The sequence below is a fragment of the Trueperella bernardiae genome, from assembly GCF_030246965.1.
Classification (GTDB): Bacteria; Actinomycetota; Actinomycetes; order Actinomycetales; family Actinomycetaceae; genus Trueperella; species Trueperella bernardiae.
Genome location: NZ_CP127099.1, coordinates 1,921,194 through 1,939,090 on the forward strand (window position 1 = coordinate 1,921,194; position 17,897 = coordinate 1,939,090).

The window sequence follows — 17,897 nt, forward strand, 5'->3', positions numbered from 1 at the left end:
CGGTAGACTTTGGCAAAGATTGACGAGGGAGTGAGACGTGAACACATACGCGCAGGCTGGTCAGCGCATCGCCGACCGGTTCGATCTGCTGTACCCGTACGAGCATCAGCCGAGCGATCAGGCGAGTGTGTGGGTGGCGCTCGACGTGGTGCTGTCGCGGCACGTGCGCGCCATCGTCGTTGACCCCGACTCCCCGCGCGCCCAACCCACGATCGACGCCGCCCACCGCGCCTCCCTCGTGGCGGACCCGCACCTCGTGTCGATCGTGCAGGTGGATTCGGAGGACCTGGCGATCATCACGGAGATCCCGCCGGGCAGTCCCGTCTCCCAGCACCTGATCGGCACGCCGCTGCCACCCGAGCAGGTGGCCTCCATTATTGGCGAGGCCGCGAGCGCGATCGCCACCGCCGCCCGGCGCGGCGTGCGCCACCTGCATTGCACGGGCAGGACCATCTTCCTCACGCCCGAGGGCGACGTGATCGTGGACGGGTTGGGGGTTTTCGGCGCGCTGGCCGGGGCTGACACGTCGAAGGACCGCGCCGACCTCGACCGCGACGAGGCGCGAGGGCTGAGCGTGCTGTGCGCGTCGTTACTGCTCGGCCACGACTTCCCCGAGCCCTCCGAGCACGACTCGGCCATCTATGAGGCCCGCCAGCTCGATCTGCCTCCCGTGCTCGACTCCCTGCTCACGCGCGAGTCCGAGGGCCAGGGTGCCACCTCGCCCGCCGACCTCACCCGCTCGCTCGTGCCCTGGCACGCGATCGACGTGGCGGCTTTGCCTGGGAAGGCCAACGACGCCGCCACCGCGGCTGACGGCATTCCGCCCGTCACGGCACCGAAGACGCGCCCGCAGTGGCCGGCGCTCAAGCCCGAGGCGATTGATGCGCACGAAGAAGAGGTAGGCGCTGAGGGCGTGGGCGCCGTAGAGACGGCGGACGAGCCCGCGGAGGAACTTGCGGGCGAGCCGGCCACGATCGAGATAGTCGCGGCCGACATCGAGAACGAGGCAGAAGACGCTGGGGCAGAAGGCGCCGCGGCCGACATCGAGGAGCCTGCGGCTGCAGAGCCCGAACCCGTGCACCAGCCTGCCGAAACGAAGGCCGAGGCGGCGCAGGTGGTCGACGACGCGCTCGGCCTGGACGGGGATGCCAAGCTTTCCTCGCCAATCGCGTGGCCCGACCTTTCCCATGAACCCGAGGGCCCGGCCACCGAGGCCTTCTCCCCCGAGGAGGCCCAGACTGCCGTCATGCCAGCGGAAGAGTCGGCAGCCGAGCTGGAGGCCGACGTCGTTGACGAGGGCGACAAGTCGCAGGTTGACCGCGAGCCCGAGAGCGTCGTGCCCGAGGCGAAGTCTGGCCCGAAGCGTGTGAGCGTGCTTGAGGGTGAGGTCACCGAGCCGGAGCGCATCACGCGCACGGCCATGGCGGCGCGCGCGGCTGAGCCCGCCGCGAGACCCGATCCGAAGCCCGCCGGCGCTCCCTTAGCAAAGTCTGCTACCAAGCCCACGCCAAAGCCCGCACTCACCGAGTACGAGCGCGAGCGGGAGAAAAAGTTCGACGTGTCGAAGGTGGTGCTGCCGCTGTTCGCGGTCGGCATCGTTTTCTTTGGTTGGTTGGGATTGAAGACGCTGACGGCGCCGGTCGCCCCGGTGACGCTGGTCGATCCGGACACGAACGTGCCCTCCACGGAGGAGCCCTCGGCCACGGCCGAACCTACCGCCGAGCCGAGCCCCACCCCTACCGTGGCGCCCGCCATTGCCGCGGCCGAGCTGGTCAGCCCCGACGCCGGCCTGCTGCGCGGCACAGACCCGGCCACGCTGGACAACCCGAGCATCGTGCCGCTCGCCGTGGATGGCAACCCGGAGACGGAGTGGGAGTCGTGGACGTACGGCTCGCCCGATATGTACACTATGTCCGGTATTGGCCTCTATGTAGAGCTCGAGCAGGAGGCCACAGTCGCCGAGGTCACGATCGACACCGTGGGCAACACCGGCGGGAGTATTCAGATCCGCGACACCGTTAAGGATGCACCCTCGGCAGGCAAGGTCCTCGCCGAAGGGCCCGCGGATGGCAGCACCACGTTCACGCTAAGCGAGCCGCTCACCGGCACGTCATTCGTCATCTGGATGACCGAGCTGCCCCTCAACAGCGCGGGTGAACCGCAAATGATCGTGTCCGAAATTCATGTGAAGTAGAAACGAGGAAGAGTGACTATTCACGACGTCGTCATCGTCGGCTCCGGCCCCGCCGGATGGACCGCCGCCATTTACACGGCCCGCGCCGGCCTCAAGCCCGTCGTCATCGCTGGCGCTGTCAGCGCTGGTGGCGCGCTCATGCAGACCACCGAGGTGGAGAACTTCCCCGGCTGGCCCGAGGGCATCCTCGGCCCGGACCTCATGGAGAAGCTCCAGGAGCAGGCGGAGCGCTTCGGCGCGGACGTGCGCTACGAGGACGCGGAGTCCATGACGCTCGAGGGCGAGGTCAAGGAGGTCGTCACCGACGAGGAGACCTACCAGGCCAAGACCGTCATCCTCGCGCTCGGTTCGGAGTACAAGAAGTTGGGCCTGCCCGGCGAGGAGGAGCTGTCGGGCAAGGGCGTGTCCTACTGCGCCACGTGCGACGGGTTCTTCTTCCGTAACCAGGAGATCGCGGTGGTCGGCGGCGGCGATTCGGCCGTGACCGAGGCCCAATTCCTCTCGCGCTTCGGCACCACGGTTCACGTCATTCACCGCCGCGACGAACTGCGCGCCTCGCAGATTATGGCCGACCGCCTGCTCGCCAACGACAAGGTGAAGATGCATTGGAACTCCGTGGTTGAATCGATTAACGGCTCAGCCAAGCTTGATTCCCTCACCCTGCGTGACACCGTGACGGGCGAGACCCGCGAGCTACCCGTGACTGGCCTGTTCGTGGCGATCGGCCACGAGCCGCGCACCGAGTTCATCAAGGGCCAGATCGCGCTCGACGACAAGGGCTACATCACCGTGGCCGAGCCCAGCACCGCAACGAGCGTGCCGGGCGTGTTCGCGTGCGGCGACGTCGTCGACTCCCACTACCAGCAGGCGATCACCGCCGCGGGCATGGGCTGCAAGGCCGCGCTCGACGCCGAAGCCTACCTGGAGGCACTGGCCGGCTGACCGGCGGGCCGGCGTCGTCGGTTAACAAGCGCTTGTGACGCCAGCGGGCCGTTGGGCGCAAGCCGGCAGGCCGGCGTCGTTGGGTAGCCTGTGGACAATTCTGCGCGGGTGGGAGGCAAAGTGGTAGCGTCGGCGTGGGAGAGGAATGAGATGAACGAGCGCATCGCGAGCAAACTAGCCGCCACGGGATCGGGCACGCGCCTGGATCCGTGGTTTGACCGTTACGCGGACCGGGCACTTGGCATGCGCCAGTCCGAGACCCGCTCGCTGTTCGCAGTGGCGAACCGCCCGGAGGTCGTCTCGCTCGCCGGCGGCATGCCGAACATCGAGGGCCTCCCGCTCGACTTCCTGGCGGAAATGTCTGCCAAGCTCATCCGCGAACGCGGCACGCAGGTGCTGCAATACGGTGGCGGCCAGGGTGAGGAAGAGCTACGGGAGATGATCGTTGAGATCATGCGCCCAGAAGGTATTCGCGCCCACCCCGACGACATCGTGGTGACCACCGGCTCGCAGCAGGCGCTGGACCTCATCACGCAGATCTTCATCAACCCGGGCGACGTGATCGTGGCCGAGGCACCCAGTTACGTGGGCGCGCTCGGTGTGTTCCGCGCCTACCAGGCCAACGTGGTGCACGTGCCGCTCGATAAGGACGGGCTGATCCCGGAGGCGCTCGAGGAGACGCTGACCAAGCTAGAGAACGAGGGCCGTGAGGTCAAGTTCCTCTACACCGTGCCGAATTTCCACAACCCGGCGGGCGTGTCGATGTCGCTGGAGCGCCGCCCGCAGATCGTGGAGATCTGTAAGCGCCACCACGTGCTCATCCTCGAGGACAACCCGTATGGGATGCTCGGTTTCGACGACGTGACGATGACCCCGCTGCAGACCTTCAACCCCGACGGGGTAATCTATCTCGGCTCGTTTTCCAAGACCTTCGCGCCCGGGTATCGCGTGGGTTGGGCGCTGGCGTCGCACGCCGTCATTCAGCGACTGGTGCTGGCGAATGAGAACGCGGTGCTGTCGCCCACGAAGATGGGCCAACTGTCGATCTCCGAATACCTGCGCACGTACGACTGGATGGCGCAGATCAAGTCCTACCGCTCGATGTACCGCGAGCGGCGGGATGCGATGACGGGCGCGCTGGCGAAGTACCTGCCGCAATGCTCGTGGAACGTGCCCGAGGGCGGGTTCTACACGTGGGTGAAGGTACCCGACGGGATCGACGCCAAGGCGATGCTTCCGCGCGCCACCACCAATCTCGTGGCCTACGTGTCCGGCACAGCATTTTACGCGGACGGGCAGGGGCGCGACCACATGCGCCTATCCTTCTGCTACCCCACCCCGGAGCGGATAAAGGAGGGCGTGCGGCGCCTGTCCACCGTGCTCGAGGCCGAACTCGACACCGTTCAGATGTTCGGCAACCCCAATCGTCACACCAACTCCGGCGTGGAAACGCCGAACTCGAACCTAAGGTAGGTAATGATGGGCCCGATGACAGTAGCTGTGCTCGCCGGTGGCCTCACCCACGAACGTGAGATCTCGCTCCACTCCGGCCGCCGCGTGGCCGATTCGCTGCGGAACTCCGGGATCCAGGTCAAGGTTCTCGACGTCGACGCCCAGCTCCTCCAGCGCCTGGACGCGATCGAGCCCGACGTCGTGTGGCCGCTCGTGCACGGATCCATCGGCGAGGACGGCTCGCTGCAGGACCTGCTGGTGTTGGCCGGGTACCCGTTCGTCGGCTCAGAAGCCTTCGGATGCCGGCTGGCCTCGGACAAGTCGGTGGCCGCGTCGGTGCTGGCGCGCGCCGGGCTGCGGGTGCCCGATTCGCTCGCGCTTCCGCAGAGCCTGTTCCGCGAGGTGGGCGTGGGCAACATTTTGAACCTGGTGGAGCACCGCTTCGATTTCCCCCTGGTGGTGAAGCCCACCAAAGCTGGGTCCTCGATGGGCCTGTCGATCGTGTCTGACCGCGCGGCGCTGCCGGGCGCGATGGTGGACTGTTTCGCGTACGGGGATGTGGCCCTCATCCAGCAGCACATCGCGGGGCGTGAATTCGGCGTCGGCGTCGCCGACCTTGGGGAGGGCCCACGGGCGCTGCCGCCGGTGGAAGTCCGGGCGTCCGGCCCCTACGACTACGACGCGCGATACAACCCCGGCCGGGTGGAGTACCTCATTGCGGACGAGGAGGACAAGGTGACGCACGTGGTCAGCGAGATGGCCGAGGCCGTGCACCGTACGCTCGGGCTGCGCCACCTGTCGCGCACGGATGTCATGGTCGACGCCGAGGGCCAGGCCTGGTTCCTCGACGTCAACATCACCCCCGGCATGAGCGAGACCTCGATCTTCCCGCAGGGCGCGGCCGCGCTGGCGCGCCGCCAGGGCCGCACGCTCGACGACGTCTACCTCGACATCCTCACAACGGCCGCGCACTCCGCCGACGCCGCCCAGGAGTAGGGCGGGCGCTGGCCACGCAAGCAACGCTGGCGAGTGCCGTCAGCGACGACGCGGGAGTCATGAGTTTCACCCGGTTCGCCGCACATGTTGCGCTGGCAGATCTCAGGCTTGTTGCGCCGCACCGCTCTCTGCCTCGACTGCCACGGCACCCTCAGAGAGGTTGTCGAGGATCCGGTTCAGGTCTTCGATCGTCGCGAATTCGATGGCGATCCGCCCCTTGGTCAAGCCCATGTTGACCTTGACCCGGGTGTTGAACCGGTCCGAGAGGCGGCCCGCGAGCTCATTGAGCTCTTCCGCGTAACGGCCGCGGCGGGGACCCCGTGCACGTGCGGGGGCGTAGTCCTCCCCGATCGCCACGGTTTCCTCGACCTGCCGAACGGAGAGGCCCTCCGCTACGATACGCTGGGCGAGGCGCTCCATCGCCGCGGGATCCGTGAGCCCGAGCAGGGCGCGGGCGTGTCCCGCCGAGAGAACGCCGGCCGCCACCCGACGCTGGACGAGCGGGGGTAGCTTGAGCAGGCGTAGCGTGTTGGAGATCTGCGGGCGCGAGCGAGCAATTCGCCGGGAGAGTTCTTCCTGCGTGCACCGGAAGTCCTCGAGGAGCTGCTGGTAGGCAGCCGCTTCTTCCAGGGCGTTGAGGTTTGCCCGGTGGAGGTTTTCGAGGAGGGCGTCGCGCAGGAGGTCGGCGTCGTCGGTGTGACGGACGATCGCGGGGACGGTGTCCTTGCCCGCCCGCTGCGAAGCTCGCCAACGACGTTCGCCCATGATGAGCTCGTATTGTGCGTCCGGGTTGTCTGGGTGGTGCTCCGCGAGCCCGCGCACGACTATCGGCTGCAGCACCCCGACCTCCGCAATCGAGTCTGCGAGCTCTTGGAGATCGTCCTCGTCGAAGACTTCGCGCGGCTGGCGGGTGTTGGGAATGATGGCGTCGACGGGAATGTCGCCGAAGGTGGCGCCCGGGACGGGGAGCAGCCCGTTGGGATCAGCGGTGTCAGCAGTAGCAGCGGTGGCCAGGTCAGGCATGCCCATGCCCGTGGGGGTTCCACCAGCCCGGCCCTTGCCCTTGGCGGGCACACCCGGCTCGCTTGCGGTTTCTGTTCCCGAACCTGCCGCCAAGTCGAGCGAGATTTCCAGGCCGGCGCCTTCCTTGGCTGCATTTTCGGACAGCATGGAATTCTCCGAAGAACTGGCCTCCGAAGCGGCCTTCTTCGCGGTTGTCTTTTTTGCCGTGGTCTTCCGGGCAGTTGCCGGCTTCGTTTCGCCGGATTCCTTCACCGTATCTGCCTCAGACACCACAGTGTCCGAATTGTCCGAAGTGTCGGCGCTTGTCGTCTCCTTCGCGATGGGCGAGCTGAAGAAAACGTCCGTGGCCCGACTGCGCGTTTCCTTTTGTTCCTCGGGGAACAGCGCGCCGAGTCCGCGTCCGAGTGCTCTTCTCTTGTCAGACATTCTTACCTCCGGTTGGCGATCTCGTGGGCGGCGGCGAGGTAGGCGACGCCTCCGGCCGAACGCGGGTCATACGTGAGCACGGTCTGCTCGAAGCTGGGCGCCTCGGAGATCTTCACGTTGCGAGGGATCTCGACCGTGAGGGTTTGCTCCGGGAAGTGCTCGCGCACATCGGCAGCGACGTCCTGTGACAGGTTGGTGCGCTTGTCGAACATAGTGAGCAGGATCGAGGAGATGTGCAGCTCCGGGTTCGCTGATTCCTTGATCATGTTGATGGTGTTGACCAGCTGGGTCAGGCCCTCCAGTGCGTAGTACTCCGCCTGGATGGGGATCAGCACCTCGCGAGCGGCGATGAGGGAGTTCAGCGTGAGGAGCCCGAGGCTGGGCGGGCAGTCGATGATGATGTAGTCGACGTCCGGGTTAGCGGCTTCTATCGCTTCCTTGAGGCGGTATTCCCGTCGGAATTCCATGATGAGTGAGACCTCGACCGACGAAAGATCGATCGTCGATGGAACCACTTGCAGGTTGACGATGTCCGGGCATTGGTAGGTGACCTCATCGAGAGGTTTCTGGCCCATCATAACTTCATACAGCGACTCGGTGCCGGGCGTGTGCGGAGTTCCAAGAGCCGTCGAGGCGTTGCCCTGGGGATCCGCGTCAATGACCAGCACCTTGAGACCACCGAGCGCGAGTCCCGCAGCGATGTTCACCGCCGTGGTCGTCTTTCCGACGCCGCCCTTTTGATTTGCGACCGCAATGATTCTGGTCTGCTCGGGCTTGGGAAGCTTTTTTCCGCGAAGTCCTCGCAGTGTCTTCCTGTCTCGGAGGAGTTCTGCACCCACTGGGGATGCCGCTTCCGTGAATTGCTCTTCAAAAGTACGCTTGACGGGCTCAGTGCCGCGGCGACGCTCGGCTTGACGTCTGGGATCTGCCACTTCTGCTCCTCGGGTTGTTAGGAGTTCATTCTATCGGAGTGCCCCGACAATCGCGCTTCTGAACTTCTTTCGAGCGATGTTTCACGTGAAACATCGGCCCCGCGCACGAACGTTGACTGGTTAATTTCTCCATCAAACTGACCGCGTTTCACGTGAAACAGTCGCGCCTCTCCACAGCACTTGTGATGTCCACAGGTCCTATCAACCGTTTCACGTGAAACACTATTCGGTTCCCAACTGTCTTGTGCTATACGTTGGCGGAAACGATATAGTTTACTCAATTCGAATGTTTTAAGTGAAGCGTTCAACAGCCGAAGAGCGACGGCACGTTACAAGGAATTGCAGACTAAGCCGCCTCAAAAGACTATGACGCTTCACGTGAAACGGAAATCTAAAGGAAGCTACCGAAGGACCTGTCCCGAACAGCGCCCGAAGTAACTACGAAGGAACGGAAAAATGACGCTCCCTGCCGGACGTCCCGGCGACACTTCCGCAGACAGAAGCACCAGAGTGGTGTTTCACGTGAAACATGAAACGGTGAAACAGCACACTACGTGAAGTGCCAGCGGAGGAAGGGCGTTATAACCGCCCGTAGTGCCTCACGTTAAACGCATGGCTATCAGTTCAAGTACCTGCATTGCAGTCAAATGGAGGGAAGGCTGTCACAGACAAATTTGCTGTTTCACGTGAAACGCTTAATTCCTTCGGTACGACACGGCATTAGAACCGTGGGGGGCCAGATAGCTCGGCCGGCTGCGATGTTTCACGTGAAACGGAAGTGCGGAGGTGCCAGAAAGTAGATAAAGAACGACCCGAACCGCAGGTGGCGACACCGGGGCGGCGACATAAAGTTTCACCGCCTTAAGAACCGGCGTCTCTACCGCAGACGAAACCAAATGCCCAATGTTTCACGTGAAACATTCGCGCAGCATTCGCTACTCACGACACTGTTTCACGTGAAACATCGCGCTGACGGCCAGACTCCGACTACAAAGCCTGAACCGCTCACTACTTCATCTTGACGACCTCAACTACCCTTGTGCCCTCGTCAGTTCCCCACACATCCACGTCCATCGTTCGCGCAGACTGTGCCCGGTATTTCATGAGTTGCTTCTCGGCCTCGGCTACTTCAATCTCGGCCCGCTGCCCCTTGAGTGCGACAAGCCGTCCGCCAGGCTTGAGTAGTGGTAGCGTCCAGGGGAGTAGCTTCTTGAGGGCGGCGACTGCGCGGGCGGTCACGACGTCCACGGCATATGTCTTGGGTAGATCTTCGGCTCTGGCGCGGATGACGTTCACGTTCTCCAACGCCAGTTCATCGGTGACGAACTGGAGCCAGTCGGTGCGTCGTTCCATGGGTTCGATGAGGTCGACGTCAAGGTCAGGGCGAATGATAGCGAGAACCATTCCAGGAAATCCGGCTCCCGCCCCTACGTCCGCGATCCTCATCCCGTTGGGCACGAACTCCGACACGGCAGTCGAGTTCAGCAGGTGGCGCGACCACAAGCGGTCCAGCTCCCGCGGCCCAATGAGGCCGCGCAGCTCACCCTGCTCCACGAGCAGTTCTCCGAAGCGAACGAGCCGCTCCCACTCGCGAACACCAAAGTGACCTGCGCCGCCCTCCGGCGTGGGCTCCACTCTCACCACGTCAACACGCGCACTCGCCGGCTCCCACCCGGACTTCCTCGCATCCGACATCTCTACACGCTCCCTCTTCTACCACTACCTACAGAAACGGGGGCCAGCCGCAGCCAGCCCCCGCATCAGCGTTGCTTACTCGTCCGCGGACTCGGCGCTCTCCGCGCTCTCCCCGCTGTCGGCACTTTCCGCACTCTCAGCGCTGTCGCCAGAGTAGTCGTCGTCGTAATCATCATCGGGAAGGGTGATGACCACGTGGCGGTCCTGGCCCACGCCCGACGAATCAGACACAAGCCCGGCGGCGGCCACGACGTCGTGGACCACCTTGCGCTCGAACGGGTTCATCGGCTTCATCGAGTAGGGCTCTCCGGTTTCCTCCACGCGGTCCACCGCGCGCTGTGCGATCTCCGCGATGTGGCGGCGGTGGCTGTCGCGGTAGCCAAGGATGTCGAGCATGAGGCGCGAACGCTCGCCGGTCTCCTGCTGGACCGCCAGGCGGGTCAGCTCCTGTAGCGAATCGAGTGCCTCGCCCTTGCGGCCGATGAGGCGCTTGAGCCGGCGGTCCCCGCCGTCGTCAGACACGATCGCCACGGAGGCGCGGTCGGCCTCGACACCGATCTCGATGTCCCCGTCGAGGTCCGCGATGTCGAGCAGCTCCTCGAGGTAGTCTGCGGCGATGTCGCCTTCTTGATCAAGCTTGGAAGTATCTTCGCTCATCTTTATCCCCTAAAAATTGCGCTTCTTTTGGTTCTGCTGGCGCTGCTTAGCCTGCTGCTTCTTGTTCTTCTTGGTCTTCGACCGCTGCCGCTCGGCCATCCGCCGCTCGTAGCGCTTCTGGGCGCGCTCGGCGTCGGTGAGTCCGTCGAGTCCCCGAATCTCATACTCTTCTTCGGCGATGTCGGCGGCGGCGCCGTTCACGACGTCGGCGGCGGGCTCAACGCCCTTCGCTGCGGCCTTCTTGGAGCGCTTTTTGCCGAGGGGCTGTTCGCGCTGACCCACCGACACTTCGGTGGCCGACTCTTCTTCCTCCGGCGGCAGGCCCTTGGCGATGCGCTTGGCGCGCAGCCGCTCCTGGCGGGCCTTATAGGCCGGCGAGCCGGGCGCGGGGTTCTTGGTGATAAGCCAAGTCTGCTGGCCAATGTTCCAAATGTTTCCGGTCAGCCAGTACACGAGCACGCCCACCTGGAACACCGAGCCGGAGAACAGGTAGATCAACGGCATGCCGTAAAGCATGTACTTCTGCATCTTGTATGCCGGGTTGTCCGGGTCCTGCGAGTCCTCGGGCAGGTTCTTCGTCATGATCTGCTTCTGCGAGAAGAACAGGGTGGCCATCATGAGGGCGATGAGTACCACGGCCACCACGATGACGTTCGTGGGCAGGGAAAAGCTGTTCGCCGTCGAGATCGAGGACACGAGCGGGGCGCCGAAGACCGTAGACTCGCCGATCTCCTGGGCCACGGCCTGGTTGATCGGGCCAATCGACGGGCGCTGGTACGAGACGGTGGAAATCGGCAAAACCGCGTAGAGCAGGCGGAAAAGGGAGAAGAAGATCGGCATCTGGATGAGCGCCGGGAGGCAGGCCGAAAACGGCGACGTGCCGTGGTCGCGGTAGAGCGCCATCATTTCTTCCTGCTGGCGCTGCTGGGAGACCTGGTCGGTACGCCCCTTGTACTTCTTCTGGATCTTGCGGATCTCGGGTGCGAGCTCCTGCGATGCGCGCGAGGCCCTGGTCTGCTTATTAAACAGCGGGATGATGAGGATGCGGATGATGATCGTGAGGCCCACGATCGACAGTACCCACGCGGGCCCGGCGCCCGCCTGCATCCCGATCGCGGTCAGTGCGGTGTGAATCCCGTACATGATGTAGGAAATGACCCACATGAGGGGGAAGAGGATGGTATCCACCTATACGCTCCTAAGCGTCGTGACCATCGCCATGGCTATCTGCCTGATGGTCGTGTTCTTGCTGTTCGCGCAGTGCGATGAGTTCTTTGTAGCCTAAAGGCTTGGTGGGCCACTTTCCCTTTTCGGGAACCCAGTCCACCCCGCCCTTCGACCATTGATTACACCGCAGCAACCGCCAGATACTTAAAAGTGTACCTTTAATCGCGCCGTGAACTTCAATTGATTCGAAAGCGTAGGCCGAGCATGTCGGCTGGTACCGACACCGCCTGGGCTGACCTGCGGAAATACTGCGCTGGTACCAGCGGATGCCGGCTTGCAGCGCGCGAGAGACGCCCTTAGCCACGCGTCACCCCCGCACGTTCGAGTTGCACGACGACGGCCCGGGTCAGCTCCTCGTAGCTCGCCTCCGCCGCGGCGGGTAGCGCGCGCACGACGACGAGCTCCGCACCGACGTCGAGGTGGTCCCTCATAATATGGCGAAGACGCCGGCGTACCTTGTTTCGTACGACGGCGTTGCCCACCTTCTTACTAACAGTGAAGCCGACCCGAGGGCCGGCTTGCGGTTCGCCCTTCACGACGTGAACGACGACGTATCTGTTTGCGCTGCGTAACCCCGAGCGGAAGGCGAAGCGGAAGTCCTCCGGCCTGCGCAGTCGGTTCGCTGCAGAGAGCATTTACGCAGAGAGCTTGGCGCGACCCTTACGGCGACGTGCGGCGAGGACGGCGCGTCCGGCGCGAGTGGACATGCGCTTGCGGAAACCGTGGGTCTTGGCGCGACGACGGTTGTTCGGCTGGAAAGTGCGCTTCGTAGTCATGGGTGACCACCTAAACTAGATCGGATAACGAAAACACTCCATGCGGAGCGCGTGTGCAAAGCACACATGACTTATCGAATTTACTGAAGAATTAGCCGAAAGGTCAAGGAACGCGCGCGGGGCGGTGATGGATATCTCAAGACCCCAAGAATGCCCAGACTGGAGTAATTCCATTTATTAATATCATCCACATTTTTCCTTCCCCTAAAGGTTAAAACTTTCGCGCGTGAACACGCCATTTGGGCCTGTGAATTACAACAGTGTAATATCCACACGTGTGCACAAGCTTGTGGATAACTAATCTGACTTTCCACATTTTATCCTCTACTATGAAGAGTCCCAGAAAAAATAGTGATCGGAGAAATGATGGACGGCTCACCTGCACGCGATGCATGGACAGCGGCCAGTGAGCTCCTCCGCGCCCAGGGCGACCTCTCCGACTCCCAGGCGGCCTTTGTGCGCCTCGCACACCCTCTCGCCACTGTGGACGACATCTTCATGATCGGCGTCGGCTCCGAGTTTGTGAAAAATTGGATCGCCGAGCACGTGTCCACCATCATGGAAAACCAGCTCTCGGCCATCCTCGGGCGGTCCGTGCGCCTGGTCATCTCCGTAGACCCCTCGCTCACCGAACATCAAACCACACCGAACCAGCCCGTCCCGCAGTGGCAGGCCCCCGAGCGCCAGCTCCATGTGGTCGACAACGACGCCCCAGCCGATCCCGCAGGTCCGGGCGCAACCGGGATGCCGGCGTCGGGAACCCAACAAGAATCATCGAACCTCCAGGTGGCGCACGGTTTCCCACCCGTGACGGACTTTGAGGATGCAACTGCCAGCCCGTCGTCGCCGGACCTGTTCGGACCCTCCTCGCGCGACGTCGCTGACAAGCCCGCCGAAGCCGAACCGGTGCATCACATCCCGTCCGGGCTGGGCACAATGCTGCCGCGGATCGAGAAGAATCAGGACCAGTCGATCGCGAACCTCAACCCGCGCTACACGTTTGACAACTTCGTGATTGGCGAGTCAAACCGCTTCGCGCACGCCACCGCCCTCGCGGTCGCGGAGGCGCCGGGTTCCACCTACAACCCCCTGTTCCTCTACTCCGACTCGGGCATGGGCAAAACCCACCTCCTTCACGCGATCGGCAACTACTTCCTCAGCCTCTTCCCCGGATCGCGCGTGCTGTACACGAGCTCAGAAGAATTCACGAACATGTTCATCAACGCCATGATGCGCAAAGAGGGTCACAATTTTAAAAACCTCTTCCGATCGGTGGACATCCTGCTCATCGACGACATCCAGTTCCTCTCCCACAAGGAGGGCACGCTCGAGGAGTTCTTCAATACCTTTAACGCGCTGGCGACTGCGAACAAGCAGATCGTCATCACCTCCGACGTGGCGCCCCGGCTGCTCGACGGCTTCGAGGAGCGCATGATCTCGCGCTTTGCGTCAGGAATCGTGGCGAACATCGACCTGCCGAACCTCGAGACCCGAATCGCGATCCTGGAGAAGAAGGCAGCTTCCGAAAAGCTCATGGTCCCACGCGACGTGCTCGAATTCATTGCCTCGCGCATCACCACGAACGTGCGCGAGATGGAGGGCTCGCTGCGGCGCGTGACCGCATTTGCCGGACTTTTCAATATGCCGGTCACGCTCGACGTGGCCGAAAGCGCGCTGAAGGACATGATGAGCGACCCGAGCTCGTTCACCGTGACTGCGGCGCTGATCATGAACCAGGTGGCCTCCTATTTTGGGATCACGGCCGAGGACCTGAAGTCGCCCACGAGGACCCGCTCACTCACCCAGCCACGCCACATCGCGATGTACATGTGCCGGGAAATGACCGACCTGTCGTTGCCGAAGATCGCCGAATCCTTCAACCGCCGCGACCATACCACTGTGCTCAACGCACTGCGCAAGGTCGAGAGCCTCATGGCGGAAAAGCAGGAGATCTACAACCAGGTCGCCGAGCTGACCTCGCGCATCAAGCAGGCGGCCAAGGAACAGGCCCAGCTATCCGAGAACAGGTAGCTGCGCTCGCCGGTCGCTGTCCACATCATGTGTGATTAACCGAGCCAGTTTCTGCTCGAAACGTGTGGAGAAGTGGCCGAAAACTGCGAGCATATGACACTCAAAAGTGTCCCATCCACACCGGCGCCAAGATAGGCACAGGGTAATCCCACAGATATCCACAGGGATGAAAGCGCGAGGGATCGAGCGAAGATGGACTTATCCACGAAATCCACAAAGGCTACTACATCTACTACCCATGAACTTCCGAAATGACGACCTTGGCCACCGACTGCTCGAACGAATGGGCGCACGCGGGGTCGGATCGCTAAAGTAGGAGCCAGATAATAGAAAGTAGGTTTGACGGTGAAATTTAGCGTCGATCATAAGGAATTTACTGACGCCGTGACCTGGGCATCGCGCACGATCCCCTCCCGGCCGGCCAACGCCGTCCTTGCCGGCATTCACATCGTGGCCGAGGAGGACGGCACGGTCACGATGGGCGCACGCGATTCGGACATTTCCTCGCAAATTACTATCAACACGGCGAACGTGATGGTTCCGGGCGAGGTGCTGGTCAACGGCAAGCTGCTCGCCGAGATCTCGCGCTCCCTGCCCAATCAGCCGATCGAAATCGAGAGGGACGGCGGGAAGTTTGACATTTCCTGCGGCCGCTCGCACTTTACTCTCAAGACCATGGCCGCAGAGGACTACGCCGACCTGCCGGCGATGCCGCCGGTGATCGGCAAGGTGGATGGCGCGGAGTGGGAGAAGGCCGTCTCGCAGGTGACCATCGCTGCCTCGAATGACGACACGCTACCCATGCTCGTTTCCGTGTGCATCGAGATCGAGGGCGACCAGATTTCCCTCATGGCCACCGACCGCTACCGGCTCGCGATCCGCGATTTGGCGTGGGCCCCGGTGCACTCCGACTACTCCACCCGCATCCTCGTGCGCGCCTCGCGCCTGCTCGACGTCGCGAAGGCGCTCGGCACCGTGTCGGACGTGGAGATCTCGCTCCAGGATGAGGGGATGGGCTCGCTCATCGGCTTCTCGGCCGGCAACCGCCAGAACACGATCCAGCTCATCGACGGCGAATACCCGCAGGTCCGCTCGCTGTTCCCCACCGAGGTCAACGGTCACGTCGAGCTCGACCGCCTGGAAATCCTCGACGCGATCAAGCGCTCGCGTCTGGTGACGGAGAAGAATGCGGCCGTGCGCCTGTCATTCTCCGAGGGCGAGGTCATGCTCGAGGCCGGCCAGGGCGACAACGCTCAGGTCTCCGAAGTCCTGCCCGCCACGCTCGAGGGCGAGGACATCAAGATGGCCTTCAACCCGATCTTCCTGCAGGAAGGTTTCGCGGTGATCGACGAGCCGACCGTGCGCCTGTCATTCACCCACCCCACCAAGCCGGCGGTGGTGACCTCCCAGGACAAGGATGGCAACGTGGAGGACGACTTCCGCCTGCTCCTCATGCCGATTCGGACTTTCGGCCAAAACTAGGTGTACATCTCCGATCTGGCCCTCAACGACTTCCGGTCCTACCGCGAGGTCGTGCTCGAGTTCGAGCCCGGAGTGGTGACCTTCGTGGGTGAGAACGGCCAGGGCAAGACGAACCTGGTGGAGGCCATCGGGTACCTGGCCACGTTTTCGTCGCACCGGGTGGCTGCCGACGCCGCGCTCGTGCGGCAGGGCGCGGGCGCCGGGGTCGTGCGCGCTAAGGTGCGGCGCGGGGAGTCGGAGACGATGGTCGAGGTGGAGATTATCACCGGCAAGGCCAACCGCGCCCGGATCAACCGGGGCAACGCCCGCCCGGCGGACCTTTTGGGGATCGTGCGGACCGTGGTGTTCGCCCCGGAGGACTTGAGCCTGGTCAAGGGAGATCCCGCGGATCGGCGCCGATTCCTCGACAACCTCATGATCCAGTTCCGTCCACGTTTGGCCTCGGTCAAGGCCGAGTACGAGCGGGTGCTCCGCCAGCGCGGCGCGCTGCTCAAGGCCCTACAAAAAACGCGGCGGCGTGGCGGGGTGGTCGACGAATCCTCGCTCGAGGTGTGGGACGACCAGCTCGCCCGCTACGGCGCGCAGATCATCGCCGCCCGCGCCGAGATCATCGCTGGCCTGCGCCCGCACGTGGCGAGCTACTACGCCGACGTGTCGGGTGGCAACGACGTCGCCCGCATCGACTACGCCGCTAATCTCGACGAACGCCGGAACTGGGCCCTTCCCACCGCCGCACAGCTCGCGGGAGAGGACGGCACCGAGCTGGCGGACGGTGTCGTGAAACACGAAACGGAGCTGCGGGACGCGGCGGCCGTCGAGGCGAAGCTGCGCGAGACGTTGCGCGAGTGGCACGGGGCGGAGATCGAACGTGGGGTGAACCTGGTGGGGCCGCACCGTGACGAACTTGAGCTTTCACTCGGCACGTTGCCGGCGAAGGGATTCGCGTCGCACGGGGAGTCGTGGTCGTATGCGCTGGCGCTGCGGCTCGGCTCGTGGGCCCTGCTGCGCGGGCACGAGTCCGGGGACTGGGCCGAGCACGAGGAGCCGATCCTTATCCTCGACGACGTCTTCGCCGAACTTGACTCCCGGCGCCGGCTGCGGCTGGCCCAGATCATCGCCAACGCCGAGCAGGTGTTCGTCACCGCCGCCGTGGGAGACGACCTGCCGCCACTCGGCGGGATCCGGTTTGCGGTGACCCGCGGGAAGGCGACGCGGCTCGACGACGGCGGCCGTACTGGCGGCGAAGGCGCGCCGGGCGGCGTCGTGACGGACGCTGACGTGGGACGTGACGTGGACGGTGGCGCGGATACCGTGGGCAGCGATGGATAGGATCGCGCAGGCCAAGCGCGCGGCGGCGGAAAAGTACGGCGACGAGCTGCCGCTCGAGGCACTCGAGCGGGCACGGCTCATGGCCGAGGCCCAGGGCTGGGTGCGTGTGCGGATGGCGGCGCGGATTGAGCGGGAGGCCGAGCAAATCGGGGAGGACGTGGTGGTCCCCATCCCCGGGCAAGACGTTGGTTCCGGCTCGCGGCCCTCGAAGCGGGACCCGAAGCCGCTCGGCATCGTGTTTGACCACCTCGTGAAAACCCGGGGGTGGGGCACACAGCTGGAGATTGGATCGATGGCGGCGCGCTGGCCGGATATCGTCGGGGAGGCAATCGCGAACAACTGCCAGGTGGAGAGCTTCGAGGACGGGGTGCTGACGCTGCGGGCGGGGTCGACGTCGTGGCAGACGCAGATGCGCGCGCTGTCGGCCTTCCTCGACAAGCGGTTGGAGGAGGAGCTGGGCCCCGGCGTCGTGAAAGAGATCGTGGTGGGCGGGCCGTTCGCGCGCTCGTGGAAGCACGGGCGCTACTCGGTGCCAGGGCGCGGACCGCGGGACACCTACGGGTGAAGAGGCGGTTGCCGGGGGACGGCGTCGTCGGAAAGATGTCCACGGGCCACGCTCACGAGTTTCGAACCTCTGTGGGAGGACATGTGGCGAGATTTTGCGTCCAAAACGCGCTATAATTGGTTTTTGGTCTCATGGTGTAGATACCTACCCAAACGGGCCTCAATGCCTTC

Annotated in this window: 16 protein-coding genes; 8 read left to right on the plus strand and 8 right to left on the minus strand. The window is 63.8% G+C overall.

The window, feature by feature from the left end:
• The first annotated feature begins 37 nt into the window (after positions 1-37).
• From QPC17_RS08815 to QPC17_RS08830, 4 genes are all read left to right on the plus strand, one after another.
• Positions 38-2,194, plus strand: a complete 2,157-nt coding sequence (locus tag QPC17_RS08815) for a protein kinase family protein (RefSeq protein WP_285347250.1) — start codon at positions 38-40, stop codon at positions 2,192-2,194.
• A gap of 12 nt (positions 2,195-2,206) precedes the next feature.
• On the plus strand, positions 2,207-3,136 hold the full coding sequence (gene trxB / locus QPC17_RS08820; RefSeq protein WP_062612879.1) for a thioredoxin-disulfide reductase: 930 nt from the start codon (positions 2,207-2,209) through the stop codon (positions 3,134-3,136).
• Between the two features lie 150 nt (positions 3,137-3,286).
• Complete coding sequence (locus QPC17_RS08825; RefSeq protein ID WP_062612877.1) at positions 3,287-4,609, plus strand: aminotransferase-like domain-containing protein; 1,323 nt, start codon at positions 3,287-3,289, stop codon at positions 4,607-4,609.
• A gap of 15 nt (positions 4,610-4,624) precedes the next feature.
• Positions 4,625-5,584, plus strand: a complete 960-nt coding sequence (locus QPC17_RS08830; RefSeq protein ID WP_244899237.1) for a D-alanine--D-alanine ligase family protein — start codon at positions 4,625-4,627, stop codon at positions 5,582-5,584.
• A 102-nt stretch (positions 5,585-5,686) separates the two neighbouring features.
• Here QPC17_RS08830 and QPC17_RS08835 read toward each other — a convergent pair whose 3' ends face one another.
• The 8 genes from QPC17_RS08835 to rpmH all read right to left on the minus strand — a co-directional run bounded on the left by QPC17_RS08835 (position 5,687) and on the right by rpmH (position 12,320).
• The gene (locus QPC17_RS08835; protein ID WP_062612873.1) at positions 5,687-7,033 is read right to left on the minus strand and encodes a ParB/RepB/Spo0J family partition protein; all 1,347 of its coding nucleotides are present in this window, start codon (positions 7,031-7,033) and stop codon (positions 5,687-5,689) included.
• 2 nt (positions 7,034-7,035) lie between these two features.
• Positions 7,036-7,740, minus strand: a complete 705-nt coding sequence (locus tag QPC17_RS08840; protein WP_349018029.1) for a ParA family protein — start codon at positions 7,738-7,740, stop codon at positions 7,036-7,038.
• 1,233 nt (positions 7,741-8,973) lie between these two features.
• A complete protein-coding gene (gene rsmG, locus QPC17_RS08845) occupies positions 8,974-9,660 on the minus strand; it encodes a 16S rRNA (guanine(527)-N(7))-methyltransferase RsmG (RefSeq protein WP_062612869.1) in 687 nt (228 codons plus the stop codon).
• Positions 9,661-9,735: 75 nt separating this feature from the next.
• Positions 9,736-10,317, minus strand: coding sequence for a Jag family protein (locus QPC17_RS08850; RefSeq protein WP_062612867.1), 582 nt, complete (start codon positions 10,315-10,317; stop codon positions 9,736-9,738).
• Positions 10,318-10,326: 9 nt separating this feature from the next.
• Positions 10,327-11,505 carry a membrane protein insertase YidC gene (gene yidC, locus QPC17_RS08855; protein WP_068538924.1) on the minus strand — a complete coding sequence of 393 codons (1,179 nt, stop codon included), beginning with the start codon at positions 11,503-11,505 and terminating at the stop codon, positions 10,327-10,329.
• Between the two features lie 10 nt (positions 11,506-11,515).
• Positions 11,516-11,848, minus strand: a complete 333-nt coding sequence (yidD, locus tag QPC17_RS08860; protein WP_083281110.1) for a membrane protein insertion efficiency factor YidD — start codon at positions 11,846-11,848, stop codon at positions 11,516-11,518.
• Complete coding sequence (gene rnpA, locus QPC17_RS08865) at positions 11,841-12,179, minus strand: ribonuclease P protein component (RefSeq protein ID WP_068538923.1); 339 nt, start codon at positions 12,177-12,179, stop codon at positions 11,841-11,843. Before rnpA ends, yidD begins: the two co-directional genes overlap by 8 nt.
• Entirely contained in the window at positions 12,180-12,320 is a 141-nt protein-coding gene (gene rpmH, locus QPC17_RS08870) for a 50S ribosomal protein L34 (RefSeq protein ID WP_024963111.1), read from the minus strand.
• 351 nt (positions 12,321-12,671) lie between these two features.
• Between rpmH and dnaA the strand changes: the two genes are divergently transcribed.
• The 4 genes from dnaA (at position 12,672) to QPC17_RS08890 (ending at position 17,727) form a co-directional block, all read left to right on the plus strand.
• Positions 12,672-14,351 (plus strand): chromosomal replication initiator protein DnaA, encoded by a 1,680-nt coding sequence (gene dnaA, locus QPC17_RS08875; RefSeq protein ID WP_311590736.1) that lies wholly within the window; start codon positions 12,672-12,674, stop codon positions 14,349-14,351.
• Between the two features lie 345 nt (positions 14,352-14,696).
• Positions 14,697-15,833 carry a DNA polymerase III subunit beta gene (gene dnaN / locus QPC17_RS08880; protein WP_432049312.1) on the plus strand — a complete coding sequence of 379 codons (1,137 nt, stop codon included), beginning with the start codon at positions 14,697-14,699 and terminating at the stop codon, positions 15,831-15,833.
• Positions 15,834-17,162 (plus strand): DNA replication/repair protein RecF, encoded by a 1,329-nt coding sequence (recF, locus tag QPC17_RS08885; RefSeq protein ID WP_062612859.1) that lies wholly within the window; start codon positions 15,834-15,836, stop codon positions 17,160-17,162. It begins immediately after the preceding gene.
• Positions 17,155-17,727 (plus strand): DciA family protein, encoded by a 573-nt coding sequence (locus QPC17_RS08890; protein WP_062612857.1) that lies wholly within the window; start codon positions 17,155-17,157, stop codon positions 17,725-17,727. Before recF ends, QPC17_RS08890 begins: the two co-directional genes overlap by 8 nt.
• Positions 17,728-17,897: the final 170 nt, after the last annotated feature.

Excerpts from the sequence above, each read along its gene's own strand:
- QPC17_RS08825 (WP_062612877.1), top strand. The coding sequence starts at position 3,287 with ATGAACGAGCGCATCGCGAGCAAACTAGCCGCCACGGGATCGGGCACG.
- QPC17_RS08830 (WP_244899237.1), top strand. The coding sequence starts at position 4,625 with ATGACAGTAGCTGTGCTCGCCGGTGGCCTCACCCACGAACGTGAGATC.
- QPC17_RS08835 (WP_062612873.1), bottom strand. The coding sequence starts at position 7,033 with ATGTCTGACAAGAGAAGAGCACTCGGACGCGGACTCGGCGCGCTGTTC.
- rsmG (WP_062612869.1), bottom strand. The coding sequence starts at position 9,660 with ATGTCGGATGCGAGGAAGTCCGGGTGGGAGCCGGCGAGTGCGCGTGTT.
- QPC17_RS08850 (WP_062612867.1), bottom strand. The coding sequence starts at position 10,317 with ATGAGCGAAGATACTTCCAAGCTTGATCAAGAAGGCGACATCGCCGCA.
- rnpA (WP_068538923.1), bottom strand. The coding sequence starts at position 12,179 with ATGCTCTCTGCAGCGAACCGACTGCGCAGGCCGGAGGACTTCCGCTTC.
- rpmH (WP_024963111.1), bottom strand. The coding sequence starts at position 12,320 with ATGACTACGAAGCGCACTTTCCAGCCGAACAACCGTCGTCGCGCCAAG.
- QPC17_RS08890 (WP_062612857.1), top strand. The coding sequence starts at position 17,155 with ATGGATAGGATCGCGCAGGCCAAGCGCGCGGCGGCGGAAAAGTACGGC.